The sequence below is a fragment of the Streptomyces sp. NPDC006384 genome, assembly GCF_042870695.1.
GTDB lineage: Bacteria > Actinomycetota > Actinomycetes > Streptomycetales > Streptomycetaceae > Streptomyces.
The window spans coordinates 173512-199253 of record NZ_JBIAHR010000006.1; the positions used below are offsets into that span (position 1 = coordinate 173512).

At 72.4% G+C, this 25742-nt stretch carries 21 protein-coding genes and 1 pseudogene; 5 read left to right on the top strand and 17 right to left on the bottom strand.

Features of this window, described 5'->3' with window-relative positions; all coding sequences use genetic code 11:
* Positions 1–154 precede the first annotated feature (154 nt).
* The 4 genes from ACFYOJ_RS10055 to argH all read right to left on the bottom strand — a co-directional run bounded on the left by ACFYOJ_RS10055 (position 155) and on the right by argH (position 4809).
* Entirely contained in the window at positions 155–1687 is a 1533-nt protein-coding gene (locus tag ACFYOJ_RS10055) for an MFS transporter (protein ID WP_356553927.1), read from the bottom strand.
* 3 nt (positions 1688–1690) lie between these two features.
* On the bottom strand, positions 1691–2236 hold the full coding sequence (locus tag ACFYOJ_RS10060; RefSeq protein ID WP_356553925.1) for a helix-turn-helix domain-containing protein: 546 nt from the start codon (positions 2234–2236) through the stop codon (positions 1691–1693).
* A 99-nt stretch (positions 2237–2335) separates the two neighbouring features.
* A complete protein-coding gene (locus tag ACFYOJ_RS10065) occupies positions 2336–3307 on the bottom strand; it encodes an aldo/keto reductase (RefSeq protein ID WP_356553923.1) in 972 nt (323 codons plus the stop codon).
* Between the two features lie 74 nt (positions 3308–3381).
* Positions 3382–4809, bottom strand: a complete 1428-nt coding sequence (gene argH / locus ACFYOJ_RS10070) for an argininosuccinate lyase (protein ID WP_356553921.1) — start codon at positions 4807–4809, stop codon at positions 3382–3384.
* Positions 4810–4927: 118 nt separating this feature from the next.
* Between argH and ACFYOJ_RS10075 the strand changes: the two genes are divergently transcribed.
* Positions 4928–5518, top strand: coding sequence for a pyridoxamine 5'-phosphate oxidase family protein (locus ACFYOJ_RS10075; protein ID WP_356553919.1), 591 nt, complete (start codon positions 4928–4930; stop codon positions 5516–5518).
* A gap of 30 nt (positions 5519–5548) precedes the next feature.
* Here ACFYOJ_RS10075 and ACFYOJ_RS10080 read toward each other — a convergent pair whose 3' ends face one another.
* The 9 genes from ACFYOJ_RS10080 to ACFYOJ_RS10120 form a co-directional block, all read right to left on the bottom strand.
* Positions 5549–6088: an arginine repressor gene (locus ACFYOJ_RS10080; protein ID WP_356553918.1), complete on the bottom strand. Its 540-nt coding sequence runs from the start codon at positions 6086–6088 to the stop codon at positions 5549–5551.
* A gap of 7 nt (positions 6089–6095) precedes the next feature.
* Complete coding sequence (locus ACFYOJ_RS10085; protein WP_356553917.1) at positions 6096–7301, bottom strand: acetylornithine transaminase; 1206 nt, start codon at positions 7299–7301, stop codon at positions 6096–6098.
* Entirely contained in the window at positions 7298–8203 is a 906-nt protein-coding gene (argB, locus tag ACFYOJ_RS10090) for an acetylglutamate kinase (protein ID WP_356553915.1), read from the bottom strand. Before argB ends, ACFYOJ_RS10085 begins: the two co-directional genes overlap by 4 nt.
* Positions 8200–9351, bottom strand: coding sequence for a bifunctional glutamate N-acetyltransferase/amino-acid acetyltransferase ArgJ (gene argJ, locus ACFYOJ_RS10095; protein ID WP_356553913.1), 1152 nt, complete (start codon positions 9349–9351; stop codon positions 8200–8202). Before argJ ends, argB begins: the two co-directional genes overlap by 4 nt.
* A complete protein-coding gene (gene argC, locus ACFYOJ_RS10100) occupies positions 9348–10376 on the bottom strand; it encodes an N-acetyl-gamma-glutamyl-phosphate reductase (RefSeq protein WP_356553911.1) in 1029 nt (342 codons plus the stop codon). The genes argJ and argC overlap by 4 nt, the downstream gene beginning before the upstream one ends.
* A gap of 54 nt (positions 10377–10430) precedes the next feature.
* Positions 10431–10805 carry a GtrA family protein gene (locus ACFYOJ_RS10105; protein WP_388596516.1) on the bottom strand — a complete coding sequence of 125 codons (375 nt, stop codon included), beginning with the start codon at positions 10803–10805 and terminating at the stop codon, positions 10431–10433.
* 11 nt (positions 10806–10816) lie between these two features.
* Positions 10817–11767 (bottom strand): glycosyltransferase family 2 protein, encoded by a 951-nt coding sequence (locus ACFYOJ_RS10110; protein WP_356553907.1) that lies wholly within the window; start codon positions 11765–11767, stop codon positions 10817–10819.
* Between the two features lie 22 nt (positions 11768–11789).
* Positions 11790–14744, bottom strand: a complete 2955-nt coding sequence (locus tag ACFYOJ_RS10115) for a YfhO family protein (protein WP_356553906.1) — start codon at positions 14742–14744, stop codon at positions 11790–11792.
* A gap of 370 nt (positions 14745–15114) precedes the next feature.
* Positions 15115–17589: an alpha-L-arabinofuranosidase C-terminal domain-containing protein gene (locus tag ACFYOJ_RS10120; protein WP_356553904.1), complete on the bottom strand. Its 2475-nt coding sequence runs from the start codon at positions 17587–17589 to the stop codon at positions 15115–15117.
* A gap of 136 nt (positions 17590–17725) precedes the next feature.
* Between ACFYOJ_RS10120 and ACFYOJ_RS10125 the strand changes: the two genes are divergently transcribed.
* Positions 17726–18169, top strand: a complete 444-nt coding sequence (locus tag ACFYOJ_RS10125) for a DUF6314 family protein (RefSeq protein ID WP_356553903.1) — start codon at positions 17726–17728, stop codon at positions 18167–18169.
* A gap of 76 nt (positions 18170–18245) precedes the next feature.
* On the opposite strand, the gene ACFYOJ_RS10130 is transcribed toward ACFYOJ_RS10125, so the two are convergent.
* Positions 18246–19700 carry a PLP-dependent aminotransferase family protein gene (locus ACFYOJ_RS10130; RefSeq protein ID WP_356553901.1) on the bottom strand — a complete coding sequence of 485 codons (1455 nt, stop codon included), beginning with the start codon at positions 19698–19700 and terminating at the stop codon, positions 18246–18248.
* On the opposite strand from ACFYOJ_RS10130, the gene ACFYOJ_RS10135 reads away from it, so the two are divergent.
* A complete protein-coding gene (locus ACFYOJ_RS10135; protein ID WP_356553900.1) occupies positions 19699–20625 on the top strand; it encodes a DMT family transporter in 927 nt (308 codons plus the stop codon). The genes ACFYOJ_RS10130 and ACFYOJ_RS10135 overlap by 2 nt on opposite strands.
* 28 nt (positions 20626–20653) lie before the next feature.
* The gene (locus ACFYOJ_RS10140) at positions 20654–20872 is read left to right on the top strand and encodes a DUF1918 domain-containing protein (RefSeq protein ID WP_356553898.1); all 219 of its coding nucleotides are present in this window, start codon (positions 20654–20656) and stop codon (positions 20870–20872) included.
* A 94-nt stretch (positions 20873–20966) separates the two neighbouring features.
* Here the strand turns inward: ACFYOJ_RS10140 and ACFYOJ_RS10145 are convergent, their stop codons facing one another.
* Positions 20967–22223: a family 10 glycosylhydrolase gene (locus ACFYOJ_RS10145; RefSeq protein WP_356553897.1), complete on the bottom strand. Its 1257-nt coding sequence runs from the start codon at positions 22221–22223 to the stop codon at positions 20967–20969.
* 174 nt (positions 22224–22397) lie between these two features.
* On the opposite strand from ACFYOJ_RS10145, the gene ACFYOJ_RS10150 reads away from it, so the two are divergent.
* On the top strand, positions 22398–23270 hold the full coding sequence (locus ACFYOJ_RS10150) for a 3-hydroxybutyryl-CoA dehydrogenase (RefSeq protein ID WP_356553896.1): 873 nt from the start codon (positions 22398–22400) through the stop codon (positions 23268–23270).
* A gap of 93 nt (positions 23271–23363) precedes the next feature.
* On the opposite strand, the gene ACFYOJ_RS10155 is transcribed toward ACFYOJ_RS10150, so the two are convergent.
* Both ACFYOJ_RS10155 and ACFYOJ_RS10160 read right to left on the bottom strand, forming a co-directional pair.
* Positions 23364–24635 carry an acyltransferase gene (locus tag ACFYOJ_RS10155; RefSeq protein ID WP_356553895.1) on the bottom strand — a complete coding sequence of 424 codons (1272 nt, stop codon included), beginning with the start codon at positions 24633–24635 and terminating at the stop codon, positions 23364–23366.
* A 541-nt stretch (positions 24636–25176) separates the two neighbouring features.
* Positions 25177–25629, bottom strand: a pseudogene (locus ACFYOJ_RS10160) (NUDIX domain-containing protein); the annotation flags it as partial.
* Between the last annotated feature and the right edge of the window lie 113 nt (positions 25630–25742).

The following is a 25742-nucleotide window of genomic DNA, read 5'->3' on the forward strand; positions in this document are numbered from 1 at the left end:
CCCGGTTGGCCCGCGGTTCGGGGCGGGCCCGGCCTGTAGTCCGGGCACATTCCCCCCCGCATGGCTCCGGGGGGGGCCCCCGGCCCTACCGCCGCCGCCCGGGGGGGGGGGGGCCCCCCGCGCGGGGGCCCCGCCCCCGTCGTCGTCCCGCGTCCTACGGGTGCTCGACCCCGTCCTCCAGACGCTGGCCGCGCAGCAGGAACCAGGCCGCGACGGCGGCGGCCAGCAGCACCGCGGAGCCGATTCCCGAGGCGAGCGTCAGCCCGTCCACGAAGGACCGGCGGGCGGCGTCCAGCATGGCGCCGGCCGTGTGCGCGGGCATCCCGGAGGCGGCCTCCACCGCGCCGCCGAGCGACTCGTGGGCCGCCGCCGGGGTGCCGGCCGGGCCGGTGAAGTCCCGGTAGACGCCGGTCACGATGGAGCCGAGGAGCGCGATGCCGAGGGCGGCGCCGAGTTCGTAGGCCGTCTCGGAGACCGCGGAGGCGGCACCGGCCTGTTCCCCGGGCACGCTGGAGAGGATCACGTCGGCGGTGACGGTGAACGAGAACCCGGCGCCGACGCCGACCACCAGCAGGGCCGTGCCGAGCAGCGGGTAGCCGGTGTGCTGGCCGAGGAAGGTCAGCGCGCCGAGCGCGAGACCGACGGCGGCGAGCCCGCCGGAGACGACGGCACGCACCGAGAAACGCCGGGCCGCGCGGCCCGCGAGCAGGCCGGCCACCACCGCGCCGATCGCGGCGGGCAGTTCGGCGAGGCCCGCCTCGAGCGGCTGCCTGCCCTGCACGAGCTGCAGGAACTGGGAGAGGAAGAAGACCAGTCCGGACAGGCCGAGGACGGTCAGCAGGTCGGCCAGCACCGCGCCGCTGAAGCCGCGGCTGCGGAACAGCCGCATGTCGAGCAGCGGGACCGGCATCGTCAGCTGGCGGCGGACGAAGGCGTACAGCGCGGCGGCGCCCACCAGGCCGGCCGCGAGCGTGGCCCACGCGAAGCCGTGCGCGGCGGCCTCCTTGACCGCGTAGACGACGCCGACCATGCCGGCCAGGGAGAGGAGGACGCTGGTCAGGTCCCACGGGCCGGGGTCGGGGTTGCGGGACTCGGGGAGCAGCTTGATGCCGACGAGGACCAGGACGGCCATGACGGGCAGGTTGATCAGGAAGACCGAGCCCCACCAGAAGTGCTCCAGCAGGAATCCGCCCACGATCGGGCCGACCGCCATGCCGGCGGAGGCGGTGGCGCCCCAGATGCCGACGGCGAGGCTGCGTTCGCGCGGGTCGTGGAAGAGGTTGCGGATCAGGGCGAGGGTGGCGGGCATCAGCGTGGCGCCGGCGACACCGAGCAGGGCCCGGGCGACGATCAGCACCCCGGGCGTGTGCGCGTAGGCGTTGAGCACGGAGATCGCGCCGAACGCCGTGGCACCCAGGAGCAGGATCCGCTTGCGTCCGATGCGGTCGCCGAGGCTGCCCATGGAGACCAGCAGACCGGCGATGACGAAGGAGTAGACGTCGCCGATCCACAGCAGCTGGGTGCCGGACGGGGCGAGGTCCTCGCTGATGTAGGGGGTCGCGAGACCGAGGACGGTCGAGTCGACGGCCACCAGCAGGACGGCCAGCACGAGGACCGACAGCGCCAGCCAGCGGCCGGGACGCTTCACCGCCTCGGCCGGCTGCGCCGACCGCAGGGTGCGGGTCATGGTTCACTCTCTCCGAAGTGCGCCGCCGAGCAGCAGCTCGACGATCATGTGGGTGAGGTCGTTGCGGGCCACGCGGCCCTCGGTCACCGCCCAGGCGCCGGAGGCCAGCAGGCCGTAGAGCGCCTCGGTGAGCCAGGCCGGGGTGAGGTCGATGCGGAACTCGCCGTTCTGCTGCCCCCGGCGGAACAGCTCGGTGAGCCGGGCGTCGATGCGGGTCCAGCCCTCGTTCTGCTGCTCACCCTCGAACAGCTGGTTCTCCGTGTAGAGGAAGGCCAGCAGCCCCGCGACGGGTTCGAACTCGCGCACGATCCGGCGTACCGCCCCGGCCGCGGGCCCGTCGTCCGGGCGGGCGGCCTCCAGGGCCGCCTCGCACTCGGCGATGCCGAGTTCCTCCAGTGCCCGGACGAGGGCGTCCCGTCCGGCGAAGTGCCGGTGCAGCGTGGCCCGGCTGATCCCGGCCGCCCTCGCGACCTCGTCCATGGTCGCGGTGGCTCTGCGGGTCAGCAGGGCCGCGGCGCTGCGCAGTACCTGTTCTCGATCGACGGCCATGAGACAACGATAACCCAGGTGAGACATTCATGTCTCAACGTGGGCTTGTGCGTCTCACCACTCGCTTCTCGTCGGTCATCGGTCGCGCACGGGGCCGCTTCAGTGCCAGGGCAGTTGCCCGCGCCGCTCCCAGTAGGCGCGCGGCTCCTCGGCGAGGCCGGCGAGGCGGGCCACCTGGTCGTCGTCGAGGTCGGCGACGGCGGCGTGCAGGTTGGAGCCGAGCTGGGTCACGGTCGCGGCGCCGGAGAGGACCACGCCGGCCCAGGGCTGCCGCAGGACCAGCGCGAGGGCGACCGCGTCGCAGCCGAGAGCCGTCTCCTCGGCCACGGCCCGCAGGGCCTCCGGCGCGTGCGGCTCGGCGAGGCGCCCGTTGGCCATGCCCTCCTTGACGATCACGGTGAGCCCCGCCTCGTGCGCCTCGGCCAGCGCGGGCCCGGCGGAGGTCTCCAGCACGTTGTACGTGGACTGGACGGTGCGGAAGAGGGGCTCGCCGTCGACGGTCACGGCGAGGGCCGCGCGGACGGTGTCGGCCTGGGCGGGGCCGCTGGTGGAGAAGCCGACGGTGACGCCCCGCGCGGCGGCCTCGGCGAGCTTCGCGTGCAGCTCCTTGTCGGTGAGGGCGGGGCTGTCGGGAGTGAGGGAGTGGATCTGGTAGAGGTCGAGCCGGTCGCCGAGGAGGGCGTCGGTCTCGGCGCGCTGGCGCTCGTAGGCGGCGGCGCTGTGGTCCTTGACCTCGTGCCGCTCGGCGTCGGCGGACCAGCCGGCGGTGTAGGTGTAGCCCCACTTGCTGCCGACGACCACGTCGGCGGCGTCGGGGCGCTCGCGCAGCCAGGCGGCCAGGAACTCCTCCGCCCGCCCGTAGGAGCGGGCCGCGTCGAAGTAGCGCACGCCCTGCGCGTAGGCGGCGTCGAGGAGGTCGTGGGTGCGCCGGCGCAGCGCCTCGACGCCGCGGTCCTCGCCGAGGTCGCGCTCTCTGCCGAGATTGATGTAGCCGGGGCGGCCGACGGCGGCGAGGCCCAGGCCCATGTGACAGGTGGGCGTCGTCGCGGCGGCGAGACGGGCGAAGGGCATCGCGTGCTCCGTTCGGTCGGGCTCGTGCTCCTGCCGACCAACGTAACCGCGATGCCCTCCGGCCACACCGGCTGCTACTTCCTGGCGTCCGCCCACGCGTGCTGGGCGGCCACGTCCGCCTTCACCTCGGCGAGCTGGACGGCGACGGCACCGGGCGCCGTACCGCCGCGGCCGTTGCGCGAGGCGAGGGCCCCGGGGACGTCGAGGACGGAGCGGACCTTGGGGGTGAGGTGCTCGGAGATCTTCGCGAACTGCTCGTCGGTCAGCTCGTCCAGCTCCTTGCCCTCGGCCTCGGCGACCTTGACGCACTCGCCGGCCACCTCGTGCGCGACCCGGAAGGGGACGCCCTGCCGGACCAGCCACTCGGCGATGTCCGTGGCGAGCGAGAAGCCGGCCGGGGCCAACTCCTCCATGCGCTCGCGGTGCACGGTGAGGGTGGCCATCATGCCGGTGAAGGCGGGGAGCAGGACCTCCAGCTGGTCGATGGAGTCGAAGACCGGCTCCTTGTCCTCCTGGAGGTCGCGGTTGTACGCGAGCGGGAGGGCCTTGAGGGTGGCCATCAGGCCGGTGAGGTTGCCGATGAGGCGGCCGGACTTGCCGCGGGCCAGCTCGGCGATGTCCGGGTTCTTCTTCTGCGGCATGATCGACGAGCCGGTGGAGAAGGCGTCGTGCAGGGTGACGAAGGAGAACTCCTTCGTGTTCCAGATGATGATCTCCTCGGCGATCCGGGAGACGTTCACGCCGATCATCGCGGTGATGAAGGCGAACTCGGCGACGAAGTCGCGGGAGGCCGTGCCGTCGATGGAGTTGCCGGCGCTGCCGCGCTCGAAGCCGAGGTCCGCGGCGACCGCCTCCGGGTCCAGTCCCAGGGAGGAGCCCGCGAGGGCGCCGGAGCCGTACGGCGAGACGGCCGTGCGCTCGTCCCACTGGCGCAGCCGCTCCGCGTCCCGGGACAGCGCCTGGACGTGGGCGAGGACGTGGTGGGCGAAGAGCACCGGCTGGGCGTGCTGGAGGTGGGTGCGGCCGGGCATCGCCACGTCCGGGTGGGCCTCGGCGAGGCCGATCAGGGCGTCCTGGAGGTCGGCGATCAGGCCGCCGACGATGCGGGCGTGGTCCCGCAGGTACATCCGGAAGAGGGTGGCCACCTGGTCGTTGCGGGACCGGCCGGCGCGCAGCTTGCCGCCGAGGTCCGGGCCGAGGCGCTCCAGCAGTCCCCGCTCCAGGGCGGTGTGGACGTCCTCGTCGGCGAGGGTGCCGGTGAAGGTGCCGTCGGCGACGTCCGCCTCCAGCCGGTCGAGCCCGTCGATCATGCGGGTCAGCTCGTCCTCGGTGAGCAGGCCCGCCTTGTGCAGCACGCGGGCGTGGGCGCGGGAGCCGGCGATGTCGTAGGGGGCGAGCCGCCAGTCGAAGTGGACGGACGCGGACAGTTTCGCCAGGGCCTCGGCGGGACCGTCGGCGAAACGGCCGCCCCAGAGCCGTACGTCACCGCTGTTGCTGCTCACTCGTGTCGCTCCTCACCGTGCAGTCACTGGCCTGCATGAGTATGCAGAACTATGCATGATTCGTCAATCTTGCGGATGTCCGGGACGCGTCGCGCTCATGTCCCCATAATCGTTAGACATGGGAAAGACTTATGACCGCATAGACGGCCGGCTCCGCGCCTTCATCGAGGCACAGCCCCTCTTCTTCACCGCCACCGCCCCGCTGGCCGCCGACGGCACGGTCAACCTCTCCCCCAAGGGACTCACGGGTTCCTTCGCCGTGCTCGACGAACACACCGTGGCCTACCTCGACTTCGCCGGCTCCAACGCCGAGACCATCGCCCACCTGCGGGAGAACGGGCGGATCACCCTCATGTGGTGCGCCTTCCAGGGCCCGCCGAACATCGTCCGGGTGCACGGGCGCGGGGAGCCCGTCTTCCGCGACGACCCGCGCTTCCCCGGACTGCTGGCCCGCTTCCCCGGCATCGACGCCCGCCCGCACGGACTGCGCGCGGTCATCGTCGTGACCGCCGAACTCGTCCGCGACACCTGCGGCTTCGGCGTCCCCCTCATGACGTACGAGGACGACCGGGACCTGCACGGCAAGCGGTTCGCGCGCGAGGACGACGCCTCGCTCGACGCGTACTTCACCAAGAAGGAGCACATCGCGACGAGTCTGGACGGCCTCCCCGGGCTGCCGCTGCCGCTGCCCCCGTCCCCCACGCTCTGATCCGCCCCGGCACGGAGCCCCGCGGTGCGCTCAGTGCCCGTTCTGCGCCAGCCGCAGCAGGTGGTCCGCCAGCGCCTGCCCGCCCGTCGGCTCCCTGCTGATCAGCAGCAGCGTGTCGTCGCCGGCGATCGTGCCCAGGATGTCGTGCAGTTCCGCCTGGTCGATCGCCGAGGCGAGGAACTGCGCCGCCCCCGGCGGGGTCCGCAGGACCACGAGGTTCGCCGACGCCTCCGCGGAGATCAGCAGCTCCGCGGAGAGCCGCCGCATCCGCTCCTCCTTCGCCGACTCCCCGAGCGGCGCCCGCGGGGTGCGGAAACCGCCCTCGCTGGGCACCGCGTAGATGAGGTCGCCGTCGGTGTTGCGGATCTTCACCGCGTTCAGCTCGTCCAGATCCCGGGAGAGCGTCGCCTGCGTGACGGTCAGCCCGTCGTCGGCGAGCAGCTTCGCCAGCTGGCTCTGCGAGCGCACCGCCTGCCGGTTGAGGATGTCCACGATCCGGCGGTGGCGTGCGGTGCGGGTCTGCGGTACGGCAGGCCCACCGGTCTGCTCGTGCTCCTGCGCCTGGCTCATCGTCGTCTCATTCTCCGGATCGTCCGTCCCCGTGGGCCCCGTGGGCCCGGTCGAGCACGCCGGGCAGTGCCCCGAGGAACGCGTCCACCGCGTCGTCGCCGAGATTCAGCGCGGGCATCAGCCGTACGACATCGGGTGCGGGCGCGTTCACGAGGATCCCGGCGTCCTGAGCCGCCTGTTGCACCTGAGGCGCGAGCGGCTCCGTGAGCACGATACCCAGGAGCAGTCCGGCGCCCCGGACGCGGGCGGCCAGCGGGTGGCCGAGGGCCTCGATCCCGTCGCGGATCCTCTCGCCCTGCCGCTTGACGTTGTCCAGCAGTCCCTCGTCCGCGACGGTGTCGAGGACGGCGAGTCCGGCGGCGCAGGCGACGGGGTTGCCGCCGAAGGTCGTGCCGTGCTGGCCGGGCTTGAGCAGGCCGGCGGCCCGGCCGAAGGCGACGGTCGCGCCGAGCGGCAGCCCGCCGCCGAGGCCCTTGGCGAGGGTGACCACGTCCGGCAGGACGCCCTCGTGGGCCTGGTACGCGAACCAGTGGCCGGTCCTGCCGATGCCGGTCTGCACCTCGTCCAGCACCAGCAGGGCGCCGGTGGCCGCGGTGATGGCCCGCGCCGCCTTGAGGTAGCCCGGCGGCGGGACGACGACGCCGTTCTCGCCCTGGATCGGCTCGATGATCACCAGCGCGGTCTCCTCGGTGACCGCGGCGGCCAGCGCCTGCGCGTCGCCGTACGGGACGTGGGTGACGTCGCCGGGCAGCGGCAGGAAGGGCTGCTGCTTGCCGGGCTGGCCGGTCAGCGCCAGGGCGCCCATGGTGCGGCCGTGGAAGCCGCCGTCGGTGGCGACCATGTGCGGCCGCCCGGTCAGCCGGCCGATCTTGAAGGCGCCCTCGTTGGCCTCGGCGCCGGAGTTGCAGAAGAAGACCCTGCCGTCGCGGCCGAAGTGCTGGAGCAGGCGTTCGGCGAGGGCGACGGGCGGCTCGGCGGCGAACAGGTTGGAGACGTGGCCCAGGGAGGCGATCTGCCGGCTCACCGCGTCGACGACCGCCGGGTGGGCGTGGCCGAGGGCGTTGACGGCGATGCCGCCGACGAAGTCGAGGTACTCGTTGCCGTCGGCGTCCCAGAGCCGGGAGCCCTCGCCGCGCACCAGGGGCAGGCGGGGCGTGCCGTAGTTGTCCATGAGCGCGCCCCGCCACCGCGCGGTCAGTTCCTCGTTGCTCACGACTCCCCCTGTTCGTCCGGCACGACCATGGTGCCGATGCCCTCGTCGGTGAAGATCTCCAGCAGGATCGAGTGCGGGACCCGGCCGTCGATGACGCGTGCGGTGGTGACGCCGCCCCGCACGGCGTGCAGGCAGCCCTCCATCTTCGGCACCATGCCGCTGGACAGCTCGGGCAGCAGTTTCTCGAGCTCGGACGCGGTGAGGCGGCTGATCACCTCGTCGGATTCCGGCCAGTCCTCGTAGAGGCCCTCGACGTCGGTGAGGACCATGAGAGTCTCGGCGCCGAGCGCCGCAGCGAGTGCCGCAGCCGCCGTATCAGCATTGACGTTGTAGACATGTCCGTCGTCCTGGGAACGGGCGATCGAGGAGACGACCGGGATGCGGCCGTCGGCGAGCAGGGCCTCGATGGCGCCGGTGTCGATCCGGGTGATCTCGCCGACCCGGCCGATGTCGACCGGTTCGCCGTCGATCTCCGGCCGGTGCCTGGTGGCGGTGATGGTGTGGGCGTCCTCGCCGGTGAGGCCGACGGCGAGCGGGCCGTGCTGGTTGAGCAGCCCGACCAGTTCGCGCTGCACCTGCCCGGCCAGCACCATCCGTACGACGTCCATGGCGTCCTCGGTGGTGACGCGCAGACCGGCCTTGAACTCGCTGACGATGCCGGCCCTGTCGAGCGCCCTGCTGATCTGGGGGCCGCCGCCGTGCACGACGACGGGCTTGAGGCCGGCCTGGCGCAGGAAGACGACGTCCTGGGCGAACGCGGCCTTCAGGTCCTCGTCGACCATGGCGTTGCCGCCGAACTTGATGACGACGGTCCTGCCGTTGTGCCGGGTCAGCCAGGGCAGCGCCTCGATGAGGATCTGTGCCTTGGGGAGCGCGGTGTGCTTCCGCGTCGGAGTGCTCATGAGCTGTACGCGCTGTTCTCGTGGACGTAGTCGGCGGTGAGGTCGTTGGTCCAGATCGTGGCCGTGGCGTCGCCGGCGGCGAGGTCGGCGACGATGTGGACCTCGCGGTAGCGCATGTCGACCTTCTCGCGGTCCTCGCCGACGCCGCCGTTCTTGCAGACCCAGACGCCGTTGATGGCGACGTTGAGGCGGTCGGGCTCGAAGGCGGCGTCGGTGGTGCCGATCGCGGACAGGACGCGGCCCCAGTTGGGGTCCTCGCCGTGGATGGCGCACTTGAGGAGGTTGTTGCGGGCGATGGTGCGGCCCACCTGGACGGCGTCGTCCTCGGTCGCGGCGTTGACGACCTCGATCCTGATGTCCTTGCTGGCGCCCTCGGCGTCCCGGACGAGCTGCTGGCCGAGGTCGTCGCAGACGGTGCGGACGGCCTCGGCGAACTCGGCGTACTCGGGGGCGACGCCGGAGGCGCCGGAGGCGAGCAGCAGCACGGTGTCGTTGGTGGACATGCAGCCGTCGGAGTCGACCCGGTCGAAGGTGACGCGGGTGGCGGCGCGCAGGGCCTTGTCCAGGGTCGCGCTGTCGAGGTCGGCGTCGGTGGTGAGGACGACGAGCATGGTGGCGAGTCCGGGGGCGAGCATGCCGGCGCCCTTGGCCATGCCGCCGACGGTCCAGCCGTCCTTCGTCACGACGGAGGTCTTGTGGACGGTGTCGGTGGTCTTGATGGCGATGGCCGCCTTCTCGCCGCCGTGCTCGGACAGCTGCCCGGCCGCCTTCTCGACACCGGGGAGCAGCTTGTCCATGGGGAGGAGAACGCCGATGAGCCCGGTCGAGCAGACGGCGACCTCGCCCGCGCCGATCCCGAGCACCTCGGCCGCCTTCTCCGCGGTGGCGTGGGTGTCCTGGAAGCCCTTGGGGCCGGTGCAGGCGTTGGCGCCGCCGGAGTTGAGGACGACGGCGGTCAGCTCACCGCTCTTCAGCACCTGCTCGGACCACAGCACCGGCGCGGCCTTGACGCGGTTGGAGGTGAAGACGCCGGCGGCGAAGCGCCGGGGGCCGGTGTTGACCACGAGGGCCAGGTCGGGGTTGCCGTTCTCCTTGATCCCGGCGGCGATGCCCGCCGCCGTGAACCCCTTTGCTGCCGTCACACTCACGGCGCGACTCCGATCGTCGTCAGTCCGGTGGTCTCGTCGAGACCGAGGGCGATGTTCATGCTCTGGACGGCACCGCCCGCGGTGCCCTTGGTCAGGTTGTCGATGGCACTGATGGCGACGACGCGGCCCGCGGCGGCGTCGTACGCGACCTGCACCTGGACGGCGTTCGAGCCGTAGACGGAGGCGGTCGCGGGCCATCGGCCCTCGGGGAGCAGGTGCACGAAGGGCTCGTCGGCGAAGGCCTTCTCGTAGGCGGCGCGGACGGACTCGGCGCTCGCGCCGTCCTTCGCCTTCGCGCTGCACGTGGCGAGGATGCCGCGGGGCATCGGCGCGAGGGTCGGCGTGAAGGAGACGGAGACCGGCTCCCCGGCGACCGCGCCGAGGTTCTGGATCATCTCGGGGGTGTGCCGGTGGCCGCCGCCGACGCCGTACGGGGACATGGAGCCCATGACCTCGCTGCCCAGCAGGTGGGGCTTGGCCGCCTTGCCCGCGCCGGAGGTGCCGGAGGCGGCGACGATCACCGCCTCGGGCTCGGCGAGGCCGGCGGCGTACGCCGGGAAGAGCGCCAGCGTCACGGCGGTCGGATAGCAGCCGGGCACCGCGATGCGCCTGGTCCCCTCCAGCGCGGCGCGGCAGCCCGGGAGTTCGGGGAGGCCGTAGGGCCAGGTGCCGGCGTGCGGGGAGCCGTAGAACCTCTCCCAGTCGGCCGGGTTCTTCAGCCGGAAGTCGGCGCCCATGTCGATGACGAGGACGTCGGGGCCGAGCCGTTCGGCGACGGCCGCGGACTGCCCGTGCGGCAGTGCGAGGAGGACGACGTCGTGCCCGGCGAGCACCTCGGGGGTGGTCTCCTCGAGCACCCGGTCCGCCAGCGGCAGCAGGTGCGGCTGGAGCGCGCCGAGCCGCTGACCGGCGTTGGAGTTGCCGGTCAGGGCACCGATCTCCACCTCGGGGTGCGCGAGCAGCAGACGCAGCGCTTCTCCGCCCGCGTATCCGCTGGCACCGGCGATCGCCACACGTACAGCCATGAGCCCTCCTCCTTGATGGCATGACTATACGTATGGATGCACGTTTATGCAATCCTAGGCGGGGTTCGCCTTCGGCAGCATGATCCAGCGGGAGACGACGAAGGTGACGGGGATCGCCGCCGCGGACGCGAGCAGCGGGGCGAACCGGCTCCCCGCGTGCAGCACGTCGACGATCAGGTACACACCCGCCGTGGTGATCACGAAATTGGCGGCGTTCGTCAGCGGGAACAGCAGGAATTTCCGCCAGGTCGGCCGGGTCCGGTAGGTGAAACGCGCGTTCAGGAAGAAGGAGCCGACCATGCTGAGGAGAAAGGCGAGCACATGGGCGAGGAGATACGGCATGCGCGTGAGGAACAGCAGATAGAGCAGGTAGTACGTCGCCGTGTTGAGAACGCCGACCACGGCGAAGGTGACGATCTGCCTCGCCATCGGATTGCGCATCAGGGTATGAGGTCCTTCGTTCGCTCGATGTTGCTCTCCTTCACCAGGAAGTGCGGGCGGCCCTTCACCTCGTAGTAGATCCGGCCCGTGTACTCCCCTATGACGCCGAGCATGACCATCTGTACGCCGGCCAGCGCGGTGACGGCCGTGATGATCGTGACATAGCCGGGGGTCTGCACGCCGTTGACGAGGGCGGCGCCGACGATCCACGCCGTGTACACCCCGGCGCACAGCAGCAGCCACATGCCCAGGTGGAGGGCGGCGCGCAGCGGCCTGTTGTTGAACGAGAGCAGTCCGTCGAGACCGTAGTTGAGCAGGGACTTCAGGGTCCAGGAACTGCTGCCGTGCTCGCGCACGGCGTTCTCGTACTCGAAGGTGGTGGTGGGGAAGCCCACCCAGGCGAACAGGCCCTTGGAGAAGCGGTTGTACTCGGTCAGCGCCAGCACCGCGTCCACCACGCGCCGCGACAGCAGCCGGAAGTCGCCCACGCCGTCCTTGAGTTCCACGTCGACGAGCCGGTTGACGAGCCGGTAGTACAGGCGGGCGGTGACGGTGCGGGTGATCCGGTCGCCGTTCCTGCTGCGCCGGGCCAGCACCTGGTCGTAGCCCTCGGCGTGCAGCTCGACCATGCGCCGGATCAGCTCCGGCGGGTGCTGGAGATCGGCGTCCATGACGACCACGCAGTCCCCCGAGGCGTGGCGCAGGCCGGCGAGCAGGGCGGCCTCCTTGCCGAAGTTGCGGCTGAAGGAGACGTAGCGCACGCGCGCGTCGGAGGCGGCCAGTTGCTGGAGCAGTGCCAGCGTGCGGTCGCGGCTGCCGTCGTCGACGTACACGAACTCCATGTCGTGGCCGAGCGGCAGGAGGTCCTCGGCGACCTTCTGGACCGCCTCGTGGAAGCGTTCGACGACGTCTTCCTCGTTGTAGCAGGGCGCGACGATCGAGATGAGCATGGTTCTCCCCCGGGGGGCGCGGTCAGAGAGCGCTGGTCGTGCGCTCGCGCGGACGTGTGGGTGTGCGGGGCGGGACGGGACGGGTGGTGCCGGCGGTCCTCCGGCGGCGGACGGCGCCGAGGGCTCCCAGCAGTGCCAGGGCCAGGAGCGAGGCACCGCCGACGGCGACGCCCAGCCGCAGGCCCGGCGGGCGGAACGTGCAGGTGAGGCTGGTCGACGAACCGTCCAGGGGGACGGCGATCAGGCCGTAGTACTGCTCGGCGGGGACGGCGGAGCCGTTGCCCGTGGCGCACCGCCAGCCGGCGATCCGGGGGGCGGCGACGACGGCGGTGCCGGTGCTGCCGGCCGGGAGCCGGGCGTGCAGCGTGCCGTCGGAGACGGTCACCTCGCTCGCGCCGGTGGCCTCGAGGTGCTCGACGGCGGCGCGCAGCCGGGCGGTGTCCAGGCAGCCGACCGCGCCGTCCGGGACGACGCCGGTCCTGGTGGGGGTCAGCTCGATCCGCACCTGTCCGGAGGCCGGGACCCGGCCGAGCCGCTGCATGGCGGCGGTCTTGGCCGCGTCGGACGTGAACCGCCCGGTCGGGCCGTGGGCGGTGCCCTTCCCCGTCCCGCCCGCCGGGGCGTCGGCGAGCCGGGCGGTGCCGGAGAAGTGCGGCGCCCACAGGTGGACCTCGCTGCCGGCCGGGCACCGGGCGGTGACCGACGGCTTCGGCGCGGGGCCCTCCCGGCCGGTGCGGCGGGCGACGCCGAGGCGCAGGCCGGGGCGGGCCGCGTCGGTGCTGCGGTCCGGCTGCTTCCCGGCGGATGTGCGCACGGTGAGGCGCGGCACGGTGTAGACGCCGGCGCCGAGCACCAGCTCCTGGTTGCGGTACGGCGACGGCCCGAAGGCGGTGACGCCCTTGCGCGCGTCCCCCGTCGTGCCGGGCGGCCGTACGGTCACCAGCGCGGGGACGTCCTGGCGGGACACGGTCAGCGGGCTGCGGTCGCGCGGGTTCCAGCGCTGGTGCTGGTCGGGCGGGGAGTGGACGCGGGCGCCCACGGAGAAGATCGCGTCCGTGACGGCGTTGTCCAGGCTCTGCACGTTCCGGCCGCGGGAGGTGTAGCCGCCGCCCAGGGCGGTGAGCATGCGGCTGAGGACGTCGGCGGTGAGGCTGCTGTAGTACTGGGCCCCCTGGCCGCCCACCAGCATCGGGTCGTTGCCCACGGTCTGCTCCCGGCCGGGGTCGGTGCGGTGGCGGGGCCAGTCCTCGGCCCGCGCGATCGCGTCCGCCTGCCGCTCCTGCCGCGCTCCCCAGGGCGCGTAGTCGTCCAGGTGGGCGAGCCGCAGCCGGGTCGCCGCGGCGGAGGTGGCGGTGGCCTCCACCACCTGGACCCCGGCGAGCAGCGCCGCGGCGAGACCCACGAGGACGGTGCGCCGCCGTTTCCGGCCGTCCGGCCGCACGCCGGCGGGCGGGCGCGGGCCGGTGGCGGACGGGAGTGCGTCGGGGGCGGCCGGACGGGGCTCCTTGGGAGACGGTTTCCCGCCGCCGGGGGCCGACCGGGTGCCGTGGGAGGCCGGCTGTCCGTCACCGGAGGCCGGCTGAGCGTCCCCGGAGGCGGCCGCCGTCCGCTCCAGGCGGCCGAGCAGCAGCAGGCCGCCGAGGGAGCCCGCCGCGGCCAGGAGCAGCACCGGCCAGGCGAAGGAACGCACCAGGCCGCTGCCGCTCGCGCCGGCGGCGATCAGGGCGAACAGCGCGCCCGCCGCGCCCAGTGCGCGGGGCCCCGGGGTGCCGTACGAGAGGGTGTGCCAGGCCGCGATCACCAGCAGCGCGCAGAGGACGAAGGCCTGGCGGTAGGAGCTGCCGTTCGGGGTGGCGAAGGCGTGCCAGGCCAGGTGGGTCGGCGTCCACTGCAGGGACAGCGTCACGGCGGCCACCAGCAGGGGCCAGCCGGCGCGCACCCGCGCCGGGGCCGCCCGGTGGAAGGGCAGCGCGAGGGCGAGCAGCAGCGCCGTGGTGCCCACGAAGAGGGCGGGGCTGCCGAAGCCGTACGTCGTGGGCAGCAGGCGGGCCAGAATGTCCTCGGCGGGCACCGGTGAGAAGTGGGTGACCCGGCCCGGGTAGGCGTGCTTGGTGCCGAGGTAGACCACCGCCACCAGCGGCGCGGACAGGCCCACGCCGAGGACGACGGTGACGGTGGCCCGGCCCGTGGCGGCCAGGGCGCGTCCGCGCGGCAGCCCGCCGAGCCACAGCCGCAGCAGCAGCACCAGGCCGGCGCCGAGGGTGGCCATGTAGGCGGTGTAGAAGTTGGCGATCCAGGCGAGCGCCACGATCACCACGCCGAGCAGCCGGCGCCGCCCGGTCAGCGCCCATTCGCCGACCATGCAGAGCAGGGGCAGCGCGACGAGGCCGTCCAGCCACATCGGGTTGTAGGAGGCGTCCGCCAGGGACCAACCGCACAGGGCGTAGGCGGCGCCCAGCAGCCCCGCCGCCCACCAGCGGCCCGGGCGCAGGCGGAGCAGCAGCCAGGCCATGGCGGCGCCGGCCGCCATGGTCTTCAGCACGGTGACGGTGTAGACCGCGAGGTCGATCTCGTCGCGCGGGAAGAGCGCGACCAGCGGGGCGAAGGGGCTGCTGAGGTACGTGCCGAGGTCGGGCAGGAAGCTGGAGCCGTACCCGGACTGCCAGTTGACCAGCAGGCCGCCGTCGGCGCGTCCGTGCAGCAGGTCCCACAGGTGGGCGTGGAAGGGCACGTACTGGTTGCCCAGGTCGTTGACGCTGCGGGTGCGGGAGCCGAAGGGGAAGCTGCCGGCGACGGCGTCGGCCGCGCAGAAGGCGGTGGCGGTGAGCAGCGCGGCCAGCAGGGCGGCGGACTGTCCGGGCCGCCGCCACCAGGGTATGGAGGCCGGACCGCCGTCGGGGGCGCCCCCGCCCTCGTCCCCGTCCGCTCGTCGCCGGACGGCTCCGAGAACGGCCCTCGGCAGGCTTGGACGATCCATTTTCGGCAGGCTCCCAGGAATGTTCGGGACGTACGGCGTCTCGTCGGGGGGAGGGGAGGTCACTCCCCGCGCGTTGCTGATTCGCCGACCTGGACGGCCTGCTTCCCGATGGCTGTGCCGTCGCCCGGAACGGGTGCCGCGAATGCGAATGCGCAGCAGCATTCTCACCAGCGGCCTGTTTCCGTCAGGGAAACGCGAGCCGACGCGCAAGTGATCCGGGGACCAATTGAATCGCCGTCATGTGCCGCCGGGGCCGCGTGGGAAGGGCATGCCCCGGAACGCACATGAGCGTGGGCCGCTGTCGCTCGGACAGCGGCCCACGCTCCGGAAGGACCGGGAGGAACCCGAAGGGCCGAAAGGGCCCGGAGGACTACCTCTGCTTGATCCTGAGGAAGGTGACGGAGTTCGCCGGGAAGGTGTACGTGAACTTGCCCGCCACTCCCGAGAAGGTGGACGTCACCGGGGTCACCGGGGTGTCCGTCTCGGTGTTCACGGCGTCCTGGTCGGCGGCGAGGGTGGTGACCCGCGCCTTGGAGGCGACCTTGGCCCCGCCGAGGTCGACGGCGGTGCGGGCCGCCTTGTCCTGGGCGTTGACGACCTTGACGATCAGCTCGCCGGTCCGCTCGTCCTCGGTGACGATCTGGCGGAACGGCTCGGCCGGCTTGTCGTCGGTGAAGCTGCCCCACTCCTTGCCGTCGAGGTAGAGGGTGACCTGGCGGCCGCGGACCTTGATGTCGATGTCGTAGGCGCGGCCCGTCTCGATCGAGCCGGCCTTCGACAGGATCGTCGACTTGCCGCCGTCCGAGGCCTGCTCGACGGCGGACTGGGTGTTGTTCCAGCCGCCCAGGTTCCACCAGTAGTAGTTGCCGGTGTCCTTGACGCCGAAGGCGACGAGGAAGCCCTCCTTGCCGGACTTCTTGGTGGCCTTCACGTGCAGGTCGTAGTTCTGCCAGGCCGGGTCACCGGCGGTGACCAGGGTGTTCTCGGCGGCGGCGTCGGTCTGGACGTACTGGCCGTCCTGGACGGTCCAGCTCCCGGCGCCGCTGTGCTTCCACTGCGAGGCGTCGCCGGAGAAGTCGTCGGACAGCAGGGTCTTACCGTCGGCGGAGGTGACCTTCACGTCGTCGTAGGCCGCGCTGGTCGCCCACGTGGACAGGCCGACGGCGCCGGTGATGGGGCCGCTGATGTCGGGCGTCCCGGTGGCCTCGGACGGAACGACGCGGTCACCGGTGTTGTTCATGAACAGCTTCTGGACCTCGTAGTTGGCCGAGTTCCAGGAGGCCCGGTTGTTGAACCAGATCATGTCCGGGCTCCACTGCACGTAGTCCTCGTTGGCGAGCAGCGGGGCGTAGGAGGCGAGCTTGACGATGTCGGCGTTGCGCTCCAGGCCGGTCATGAAGGCGGCCTCGGACAGGGCGTTCTTCCAGGCGTTGCCCTGGGAGGCGTACTCGCCGAGGAAGACCTTGGGGCCCTTGCGGTCGTAGGAGTCGTAGCGGTCGTTGTTCTGGAGGAACCACTGCGGGCTGTTGTAGTAGTGCTCGTCGACCATGTCGACGCCGGCCTCGCGGTTGAGCTGCCAGGCGGTGTCGAAGACGGCGCCGGTGTCGTCCGGACCCGAGTTGGAGATGACCGTGATGTCCGGGTACTTCGCCTCGATGGCGGCGCGGAACTCCTTGAAGCGCTCCATGAACTCCCGGGGCAGGTTCTCCTCGTTGCCGACGCCGATGTGGGTGAGGCCGAAGGGCTTGGGGTGGCCCATCTGCGCGCGCTTCTTGCCCCAGGTGGAGGTGGCGGGGCCGTTGGCGAACTCGATGAGGTCCAGGGTGTCCTGGATGTGCCGCTTCAGCAGCGCGTCGTCGACGACGGCCTTGTTCTGGCCGCAGCCGGTGACCAGCGCGGGCACGACGGGCAGGGGCATCGCGCCGATGTCCTCGGCGAAGCGGAAGTATTCGTAGTAGCCGAGGCCGTAGCTCTGGTTGTAGCCCCAGAAGTTGGCGTTGGTGGCGCGCTCCTCGACGGGGCCGATGGTGTCCTTCCACTGGTAGGCACGCTTGCGCTCCCAGTTGGACTCGGCGCTGTAGTCCTTCATGGAACCGGTGTTGACCAGGCAGCCGCCGGGGAAGCGCAGGAAGCCGGGGTTCAGGGCCTCGATCTTCTCGGCGAGGTCCTTGCGCAGGCCGTTGGACTGGCCCTTGTAGGTGTCGCGGGGGAAGAGGGACACCATGTCGAGGGCGGCGGGCGCGGTGGTGGCGACGGCGAGGCGGCCGCGGTTGCTGGTGCGGGTCGCGGTGAAGGTGGCGGTGTACTTGCGCCACTTCCCCTTGGCGGCCACCTGCCGCACCTTCGCCAGCGTGCCCGCGCTGTCCCGCAGGGAGACGGTGAGGGTGGTGCCGCTCTCGGCACGGGCCCACACCGAGAAGTCGTACCTCTTGCCCTTCTCGACGCGGATGCCGGTGTTGTAGCCGGCGTTGGTGACCGACGAACCGGCGCCGAGGGAGAGGTAGTTGCGGTTGCGCTCGTTCAGCCGTCCGGCGTCGTTCACGACCTCGGCCGTGCCGTCGACCGACCAGGAGGTGAGCGGCGTGTACGAGCCGTTGTCGGCGGTGGAGTACTCGAAGGACCGGTTCTGGACCAGCTCGGCGTACAGACCGCCGTCGGCGGCACGGTTGATGTCCTCGTAGAAGACGCCGTACATCGTGTCGTCGATCGCGGCACCCGTGGCGGACGGGTCGACGGTGATCGTGTAGTCGGCGACCGCCTCCGCGTGGGCGGAGGACGGCAGCAAGGCCGTGGCGGTCAGAAGAGCGGTGGCGCCGAGACCGAGTCTCAGGCGGGTGCGTGACATGGATACTCCGCGGCTCTCACTAGGGGTCGTTCGAAATATCGGATGGCGATCAGCACTTCGAACGGCAACATAGGGAGGGGACAGGTGCGCGTCAATGGGTCGCGCAACAATCCGTGGAACGGAAGAGCGGTACGGGATGGGCGAGTTCTGGCCGGTACCGGACGTACTGGAGTATCTGGCGGGGCGGTGGCGCACGGAGCGGACGGCGCATGACCTCGCGAGCGGCGACACCGGCCGCTTCGAGGGGACGACCGTGTTCGAGCCAGGGGAGGGCGGCGGCCTGCGCGGCCACGAGTCCGGCCTGTTCACCTGGCACGGCGTGACACGCCCCGCCGAGCGGACCCTGCGCTACGAGCCGGGCGAGGCGCCGGGCACGGCCGAGGTGCGCTTCGCGGACGGCCGCCCCTTCCACCACCTGGACCTGACGTCGGGACGCCATGCCGCCGGCCATCCCTGCGCCGCGGACCTCTACCGCGGCGAGTTCACCGTCCGGGACGCGGACCGCTGGCGGACGGTGTGGCGCGTGACCGGCCCGGCCAAGGACCTGCTGCTGACCACCGACCACGTGCGCGAGGGCTAGGGTCTTTCGTCCGGACCGGGCCGCGCGCCGCCGGCCCGGCGGGCACGTCGTGCGGCCGGGCGGGGCGCCGGCCGGTTCAGCCGCGGGCCCCCGTCCGCTCCCGCACCTCGGCCCAGGCCGTGCTCAGCCGCCGCACCCCCTGCGCGATCTCGTCCGTCCCGGCCACCGCGGCGAAGCTCAGCCGCAGGTGGGGGGCCGGGGGTTCGGCGCTGAAGTAGGGGCGCCCCGGCGTGATCGCGACGCCCGCGCGCAGGGCGGCGGCGGTCAGCGCGGACTCCTCCGTGCCGTCGGGCAGCCTCGGCCACAGGTGGTAGCCGCCGGTCGGGATGTGAGCCGGCGCGAACTCGGGCAGGTGCAGGCGCAGCGCGGACGTCATCGCGTCGCGGCGGGCCTTCAGCTCGGTGGAGACCGCGCGCAGATGGCGCGGCCAGGCGGGAGAGCCGACGAGTTCGAGCGCCGCCTCCTGCAGGGGCCGGGGCACGAAGAAGGTGTCGACGACCTGGATGGCCCGCAGCCGCTCCAGCACGGGACCGCGCGCGGCCAGGGCGCTCACCCGGAAGCTGGGCGAGGTCGCCTTGGTCAGCGAGCAGACGTGGACGACGACGCCGTCGGGATCGTCGGCGGCCAGCGGGCGCGGCAGGGGACCCGCGTCCTCGTGCACGAGCCGCCGTACGAAGTCGTCCTCGACGACGAAGGCGCCGGCCTCGCGGGCGATGCGCAGCACCTCGCCGCGCCGTTCGGGGGCGAGTACGGCACCGGTCGGGTTCTGGAAGAGGGGCTGGCAGACGAAGACGCGGGCGCCGGTGGCGCGGAAGGCGTCGGCGAGCAGGGCCGGCCGCACTCCGTCGGTGTCGACGGGGACCGGCACCGGGCGCAGGCCGGCCGCCCGGGCGATGGCCAGCATGCCCGGGTAGGTCGGGGACTCGACGAGGACGGGCGCGCCGGGCGGGGCGAGGGCGCGCAGGGCGGTGGTCAGCGCCGACTGCCCGCCGGAGGTGACGAGCACCTCGGCGGCCGTGACCGTTCCGCCGATGCTGCGGGCGAACCACTCCCGCAGCTCGGGGAGTCCTTCCATCGGGGGCCGCCCCCAGGCGCCGGGACGGCGGCCGGCCCGGGACAGGGCCGCCGCCATCGCCCGCTCCGGCTGGAGGGAGGGATGCAGGTAGCCGCCGTTGAACTCGACGACACCGGGCGGCGGCGCGGCCAGCGAGACCAGGACGCCCGAGGCGTCCACCGAGCGCGGCACGAGGTCGGCGGCGCTGTCGGCGCTGAGCGCGACCTCCTGCCAGGAGGTGTCCCCGGCGGGGGCCGGGACGGGCCGCGCCGGGGCCCGGAAGGCGCCCGCGCCGGGCCGGGTCACCACGAGCCCCTCGGCGGCCAGCTGCGCCAGAGCGCGGGAGACGGTCACCGGGCTCACCCGGAAGCGGTCGACGAGGGCACGACTCGACGGCAGCTTTCCACCGGGCGAGTAGCGGTCGAGCTCCCCCCGCAACCGGTTCGCCAGATCAGTGACACTGCTACGCTCATGCATGAGAGCACAGAGTAGCGCTACCGCCCCCACGAAGATAGCGGTCGACGTCCCGGGAACGGCATCCGACGGAGCGACCGCCGGGGCCCTGTCGGCGGCGCTCGGCGTCGTCGCCTTCTCGCTCACCTTCCCCGCCACCGCGTGGGGTCTGGAGGGCTTCGGCCCCTGGTCGCTGGTCGCCGTGCGCAGCGTCCTCGCCGCCGTGATCGCCGGAGGGTGCCTGCTGGCGCTGAGGGTTCCGGTGCCCGCCGGGCGGCACTGGCCGGGCCTCGCGGTGGTCGCCGCCGGGGTGGTCCTGGGCTTCCCCCTGCTGACCACGCTCGCGCTGCAGACCTCGACCACCGCGCACGCGGCCGTCGTGGTCGGCCTGCTCCCGCTGACCACCGCCGTGCTGTCCGCGCTGCGGACCGGCAACCGTCCCTCGCGCGCCTTCTGGATCGCGGCGCTGGCGGGCGCGGCGGCGGTGGTGGCGTTCACCGTGCAGCAGAGCGGCGGCGCCCTGACGACGGCCGACGCGTATCTCTTCGGCGCGCTGCTGGTGTGCGCGGCCGGTTACGCCGAGGGCGGCCGGCTGGCCCGGGTGATGCCGGGCTGGCAGGTCATCGGCTGGGCGCTGGTGCTGTGCCTGCCGCTCACCGTGCCCGCCGCGGCGCTGGCACTGGCGTACGAGCCCGTGCGTCTGACCGCGCACAGTGTGACCGGGCTGCTGTGGGTGGCGGCGGGCTCGCAGTTCCTCGGCCTGGTCGTCTGGTACCGGGGCATGGCGGCCATCGGCGTACCGAAGGCCAGCCAGTTGCAGCTGGCCCAGCCGCTGCTCACACTGGTGTGGTCGGTACTTCTCCTGGGTGAGCGCCTGACGGTGGCCGCTCCGCTGACGGCGGCGGCGGTGCTGGTGTGCATCGCGGTCACGCAGCGGGCCCGGGGCTGAGCGGCACGGATGTGAGGAGGCCTCACGGATGCACGCGACGAAGGGCGACCAGCTGGTGCAGCACGGCCGGGTGGTCGGCGAACACGACAAGGTCGCCGAGATAGTCGAAGTGATGGGCGACAAGGGTTCTCCCCCGTACCGGGTCCGGTTCGAGGACGGGCGCGAGGCGGTGTGCTCGCCCGGCCCCGACTCCGAGATCCGGCACAGGGAGACGCAGACACGGTCCGGCGGGGAGATGCGGATCTAGCACGGCGGAGGAACCCGGGTCCGGCCCGGCGGAAGACCCGGCTCCAGTCCGGCGGGAGAGCCGGGTGCAGCCCGGCGGGAGAGCCGGGCGTGGCTCAGCGCGGGGTGGCCGCGGGCTGCCGGTAGTGGTCGGCGGTCACCCGCGCCATCGCGCCGATCCGGTCGTCGGCCACGTCCTTCGCGGCGAAGAAGACGTGCCCGCGCACCTCCGGATGGTCACCGGCCAGCGCGAGGTGCCGCGACAGCTCCCCCGCGTCCTGCCACGCGGCCGCCTGTGCCCGGTCACCGGCCTTGTAGAGCGCCTCCCCCACATACAGCCGGGTGCGGCTGCCCCGGGCCACCTTTGCCCACCAGGGCAGCAGCACCGCGTAGTCGGCGGCGCTCTGGCCGATGTGCCAGTACAGCTGCGGCACGATGTAGTCGAGCCAGCCCTCGCGGACCCACTTGCGGGTGTCCGCGTACAGGTCGTCGTAGGTCTGCACGCCGGCGGTGGTCCGCGAGCCGCGCGCGTCGGTGGCCGCGTTGCGCCACACGCCGAAGGGGCTGACCCCGAAGCGGGCGGTGGGCCGGGTCCGCTTCACACGGGCCGCCGTCTCCCGCACCAGCCGGTCGATGTTGTCCCGCCGCCAGGCGGCCCGGCCGGAGAAGCCGGCGCCGTGGGCGCGGTAGGTGGCGGCGTCGTCGAAGCTCTGCCCCGCCACCGGGTACGGGTAGAAGTAGTCGTCGAAGTGGACGCCGTCGACGGGGTACTTCCGCACCGCGTCGAGCATCGCGTCCTGCACGAAGGCCCGGACCTCGGGCAGCCCCGGATCGTAGTAGAGCTTCCCGCCGTACGGCACCACCCAGCCGGGGTTCCTGCGGGCGGGGTGCGAGGCCACCAGGCGCGACGGGTCGTCGTGCAGGGCGACGCGGTACGGGTTGAACCAGGCGTGCAGCTCCAGGCCCCGGGCGTGCGCCTCCTCCACGGCCGTCCCCAGCGGGTCCCACCCGGGGTCCCGGCCCTGGCTGCCGGACAGGTACTGCGACCAGGGCTCGTACGCCGACGGCCACAGCGCGTCGGCCGTGGGCCGCACCTGGAAGAACACGGTGTTGAGGCGGTGCCGGACCGCGGTGTCGAGATGCCCGATCAGTTCCGCGCGCTGCTCCGACGCCCGCAGGCCCGCCCGGGTGGGCCAGTCGCGGTTGCCCACCGTGGCCAGCCACATTCCCCGCATCCCGGTGACGGCGGCGCCGCCCCGGCCCCCTCCCCGGCCCTCCGGCGCCGGTGGCGCGGGAGCCGCCGACGCCGCGGGGACCGTCGTCAGCGCCGACAACGCGGCCACCGCGAAGGCGCGTCGCGAGACACCGCCCATGGCAAGACCTCCAGAACTCTGCGGATCCGCACGGTCACGGATCGTCCACGGGACCTCAGCATGCCCGACCCGGAAGAGGGATCGGCGGCACTCCGGGGGTAACGTGCTCGATCGGAGCAGGAGCCGGGGATCCCGGCGGGCCTGCCTCACCGTGAAGTCAGCGAAAGGGACGATGTGACCGGCATCTCGGGAGATATCGCACGCGTCGGCGTGGTGGGCTGCGGTCAGATGGGGGCGGGCATCGCCGAGGTCTGCGCCCGATCCGGCCTGGAGGTGAAGGTCGCCGAGACCACCGGCGAGGCCCTGGAGATCGGCCGGACCCGGCTGTTCAACTCCCTCTCCAAGGCCGCCGGGCGCGGCAAGATCACCGAGGAGGAGCTGGCGGCGACGCAGGCGCGCCTGAGCTTCACCACCGACCTGGGCGAATTCGCCGACCGTGACCTCGTCATCGAGGCCGTCGTCGAGAACGAGCAGGTCAAGACCGAGATCTTCCAGGTGCTCGACCAGGTCGTGACCCGGCCGGACGCGATCCTGGCCTCCAACACCTCCTCGATCCCGCTGGTGAAGCTGGCGGTCGCCACCTCGCGGCCCGACCACGTCATCGGCATCCATTTCTTCAACCCGGCCCCGGTGCAGCAGCTCGTCGAGCTGATCCCGGCGCTCACCACCTCCGAGGGCACGCTCAGCCGGGCGCAGCTCTTCGCGGAGAAGGCGCTCGGCAAGCACGCCATCCGCGCCCAGGACCGCTCCGGCTTCGTGGTCAACGCGCTGCTGATCCCCTACCTGCTGTCCGCGATCCGGATGTTCGAGTCGGGCATCGCCAGCCGCGAGGACATCGACAACGGCATGGAGATGGGCTGCGCCCACCCGATGGGACCGCTCAAGCTGTCCGACCTGATCGGCCTGGACACCGTCGCCTCGGTCGCCTACTCCATGTACGAGGAGTACAAGGAGCCGCTGTACGCCGCTCCCCCGCTGCTCCAGCGCATGGTCGACGCGGGCCGGCTCGGCCGCAAGACCGGCTCGGGGTTCTACACCTACGGCTGATCGGCCGACGACGGCGGCCCCGCTCTCCCGGGAGGGCGGGGCCGCTTCGGCATGCGGTGGCCCATGGGCCACCGCGGCGCTTCGCGCCTCGGCTCACCGGCCGTCGGACGGGCCGCGGGACGCGGCTCCTGTCGTCTGGAGTCCGGTGGTGCCGCGGGCCTGGGCGAGCGGTTCGGCGCTCGGGCGGCCGGGCTCCGGGGACAGGAGCACGCCGCGAGCCGGTGTGCGGTCCCGGTCCGTGGCCCCCTCGGTCCTGACCTGTTCGAAGGCTCTGGTCAGGGCGACCTTGAGACGCCTGGACAGCGGCTTTTCCACCCACTTGTGCACCAGGTAGGAGAGCAGAAGCATCCCCGCCACCGTCGCTCCCAGAAGGACCCGTGGATCGACCGTGTACTGGAGCCGGGCGAACACCTCCCAGCCGATGGACTCGTGCAGGAGGTAGAGGGGGTAGGTGAGCGCACCCGCCGTGGTCAGCCAGGTCCAGCCGATCCGGCGGAACCGGCCCAGGGCGACTCCCGCCATGACGAGGAAGAAGGCCGCGATCACGGCCGTCACCCCCCAGCCGGGGACATCGTCACCGACGCGCTCCAGCGTCCCGCGCCAGGTGGGCAGCGCTGTGTGGTTGCCCATGACGAAGCAGAAGGCGATCATCCCCCACAGCAGGAGGTTCTGCCCGAAGCGGTACATCAGGTAGAAGGCCAGACCGGCGATGAAGAACCAGCAGTCCTGCGCCATCAGCAGGTCGCTGACCGGGTTGGGGCCGCTGCGCATCGCCAGTGTCGCGGCGGTCGCCCAGACACAGCAGAAGGCGACCACGCGCCGGTAGGTGACCCCCCGCCACACGACGAGGGCGAAGAGCAGGTAGAACCGCAGTTCCGCCCAGAGGGTCCAGTAGACGCCCTCGACGTCGTCGATCCCCATGGGCCGCTGCAGCATGGTCATGTTGACCAGTACGTCGCGCCACGGCAGCGGGGCGATGCCGCCGGGCATGAGGAACACCACGACGGTGGTCACGATGATGCCGAACCAGTAGGCGGGATAGAGCCGGATCACGCGTGAGACGAAGAAGTGGGAGAGGGTGCGTCCCCAGGAGCTCATGCAGATGACGAACCCGCTGATCATGAAGAACAGGTCGACGCCGAGCCATCCGTAGGCGGACGGCCCGAAGAGGACGGGGAAGAGCTGTTCCTGCGAGTCGTCCCACCCCCCGCCGAACGCGACGTAGTGGTAGAGAACGACCATGAGGGCCGCGAGAAGCCTCAGTCCGTCCAGGACGTAGAGCCGTTCCCCGCCGCGTCCTTGCCGGGCCTCGGGGGGCCGGGGCCCGCCGCCCGCTTTCCACTCGGCCGTTTTCCTTATTCGCACTCAGCTCTCCAGAACGGTGTCGCACGGGAAGATGGCAACTCACGGCACCACGGCCGGCGACCGGACCGCATGGAACACCCGGAAGGGAAAACCATCGTGCTGTTGCCCCCGGGGGCAACAGTGACGGTGTCACGGCAGTCCCGGGCGGGGAGGCGCAGAGCGCTCATGGGGCGTCCACGTCCCTGCATGTTCTCATCCGGTTCTGTGCCGTCGGCCGCGGGCGCCGTCCTCTCCCCACGGGAGACGGCGCACCGTCGCCCCGGAAGGAGAGGTCCACGCGATCCGGCCCGAAGGGCGCCGCCGCGGAACAGCGGACCTCGTCGGCCCCGGCCACCGGCCGCCCCGTGCCCCGGGCGGCCGTGGTGAGCGCCCACTGTACGGACCCGGCACCCGGCACGGCGCCGGGCCCGTGGCATTCCCACACCGTACGCACACCGGGCCCGCGGATTCTCACACACCCTCCACGCCTGCCCGCGGGACGGGCCGGAACACCTCCGCCGGGCATCATGCGCGGCCGGTCACGCCGGGGCCGTGCCGGGGGTCACGTCACGGTGTCCTGGCCGAGCCGCAGGTGGTGCAGGAGGAGCAGCGCGGCCGCCATGCCGGCGGCCGGGACCTCCCCGCGGGCGATCAGGTCGGGGACGAGTTTGAGGGGCACCCACTCGCGGCGGTCCGACTCGAAGTCGTCCACGGGGTGTCCGACGTACTCGCCCTCGTCGGCCCAGTAGACGTGGTGCCGGGCGTCGGTGAGCCCGTTGGACGGCTCCACGCTCAGGAGGTGGCGCAGCGGGCCCGGACGCCAGCCGGTCTCCTCCTCCAGTTCCCTGGCCGCGGCCGCCGCGAGGTCCTCGCCGTCCTCGACGACGCCGGCCGCGAGCTCCCAGCCCCAGCTGTCGGTGATGAAGCGGTGCCGCCACAGCAGGAGGACCTCGTTCGCCTCGTTGACCACCGTCGCGACGGCCACGGGGCGCATCCGGATGAGGAAGTGGTGGGGGGGGGGGGCGGGCGGGGGGGGGGGCGCGGGCCGGGTGAAAAAGAAACAACGCTTGGGGGAAAAAATCAGTTGATTTAGTTTAGTGCAAAAAAAGGATCTTCCACCCGAGCTGG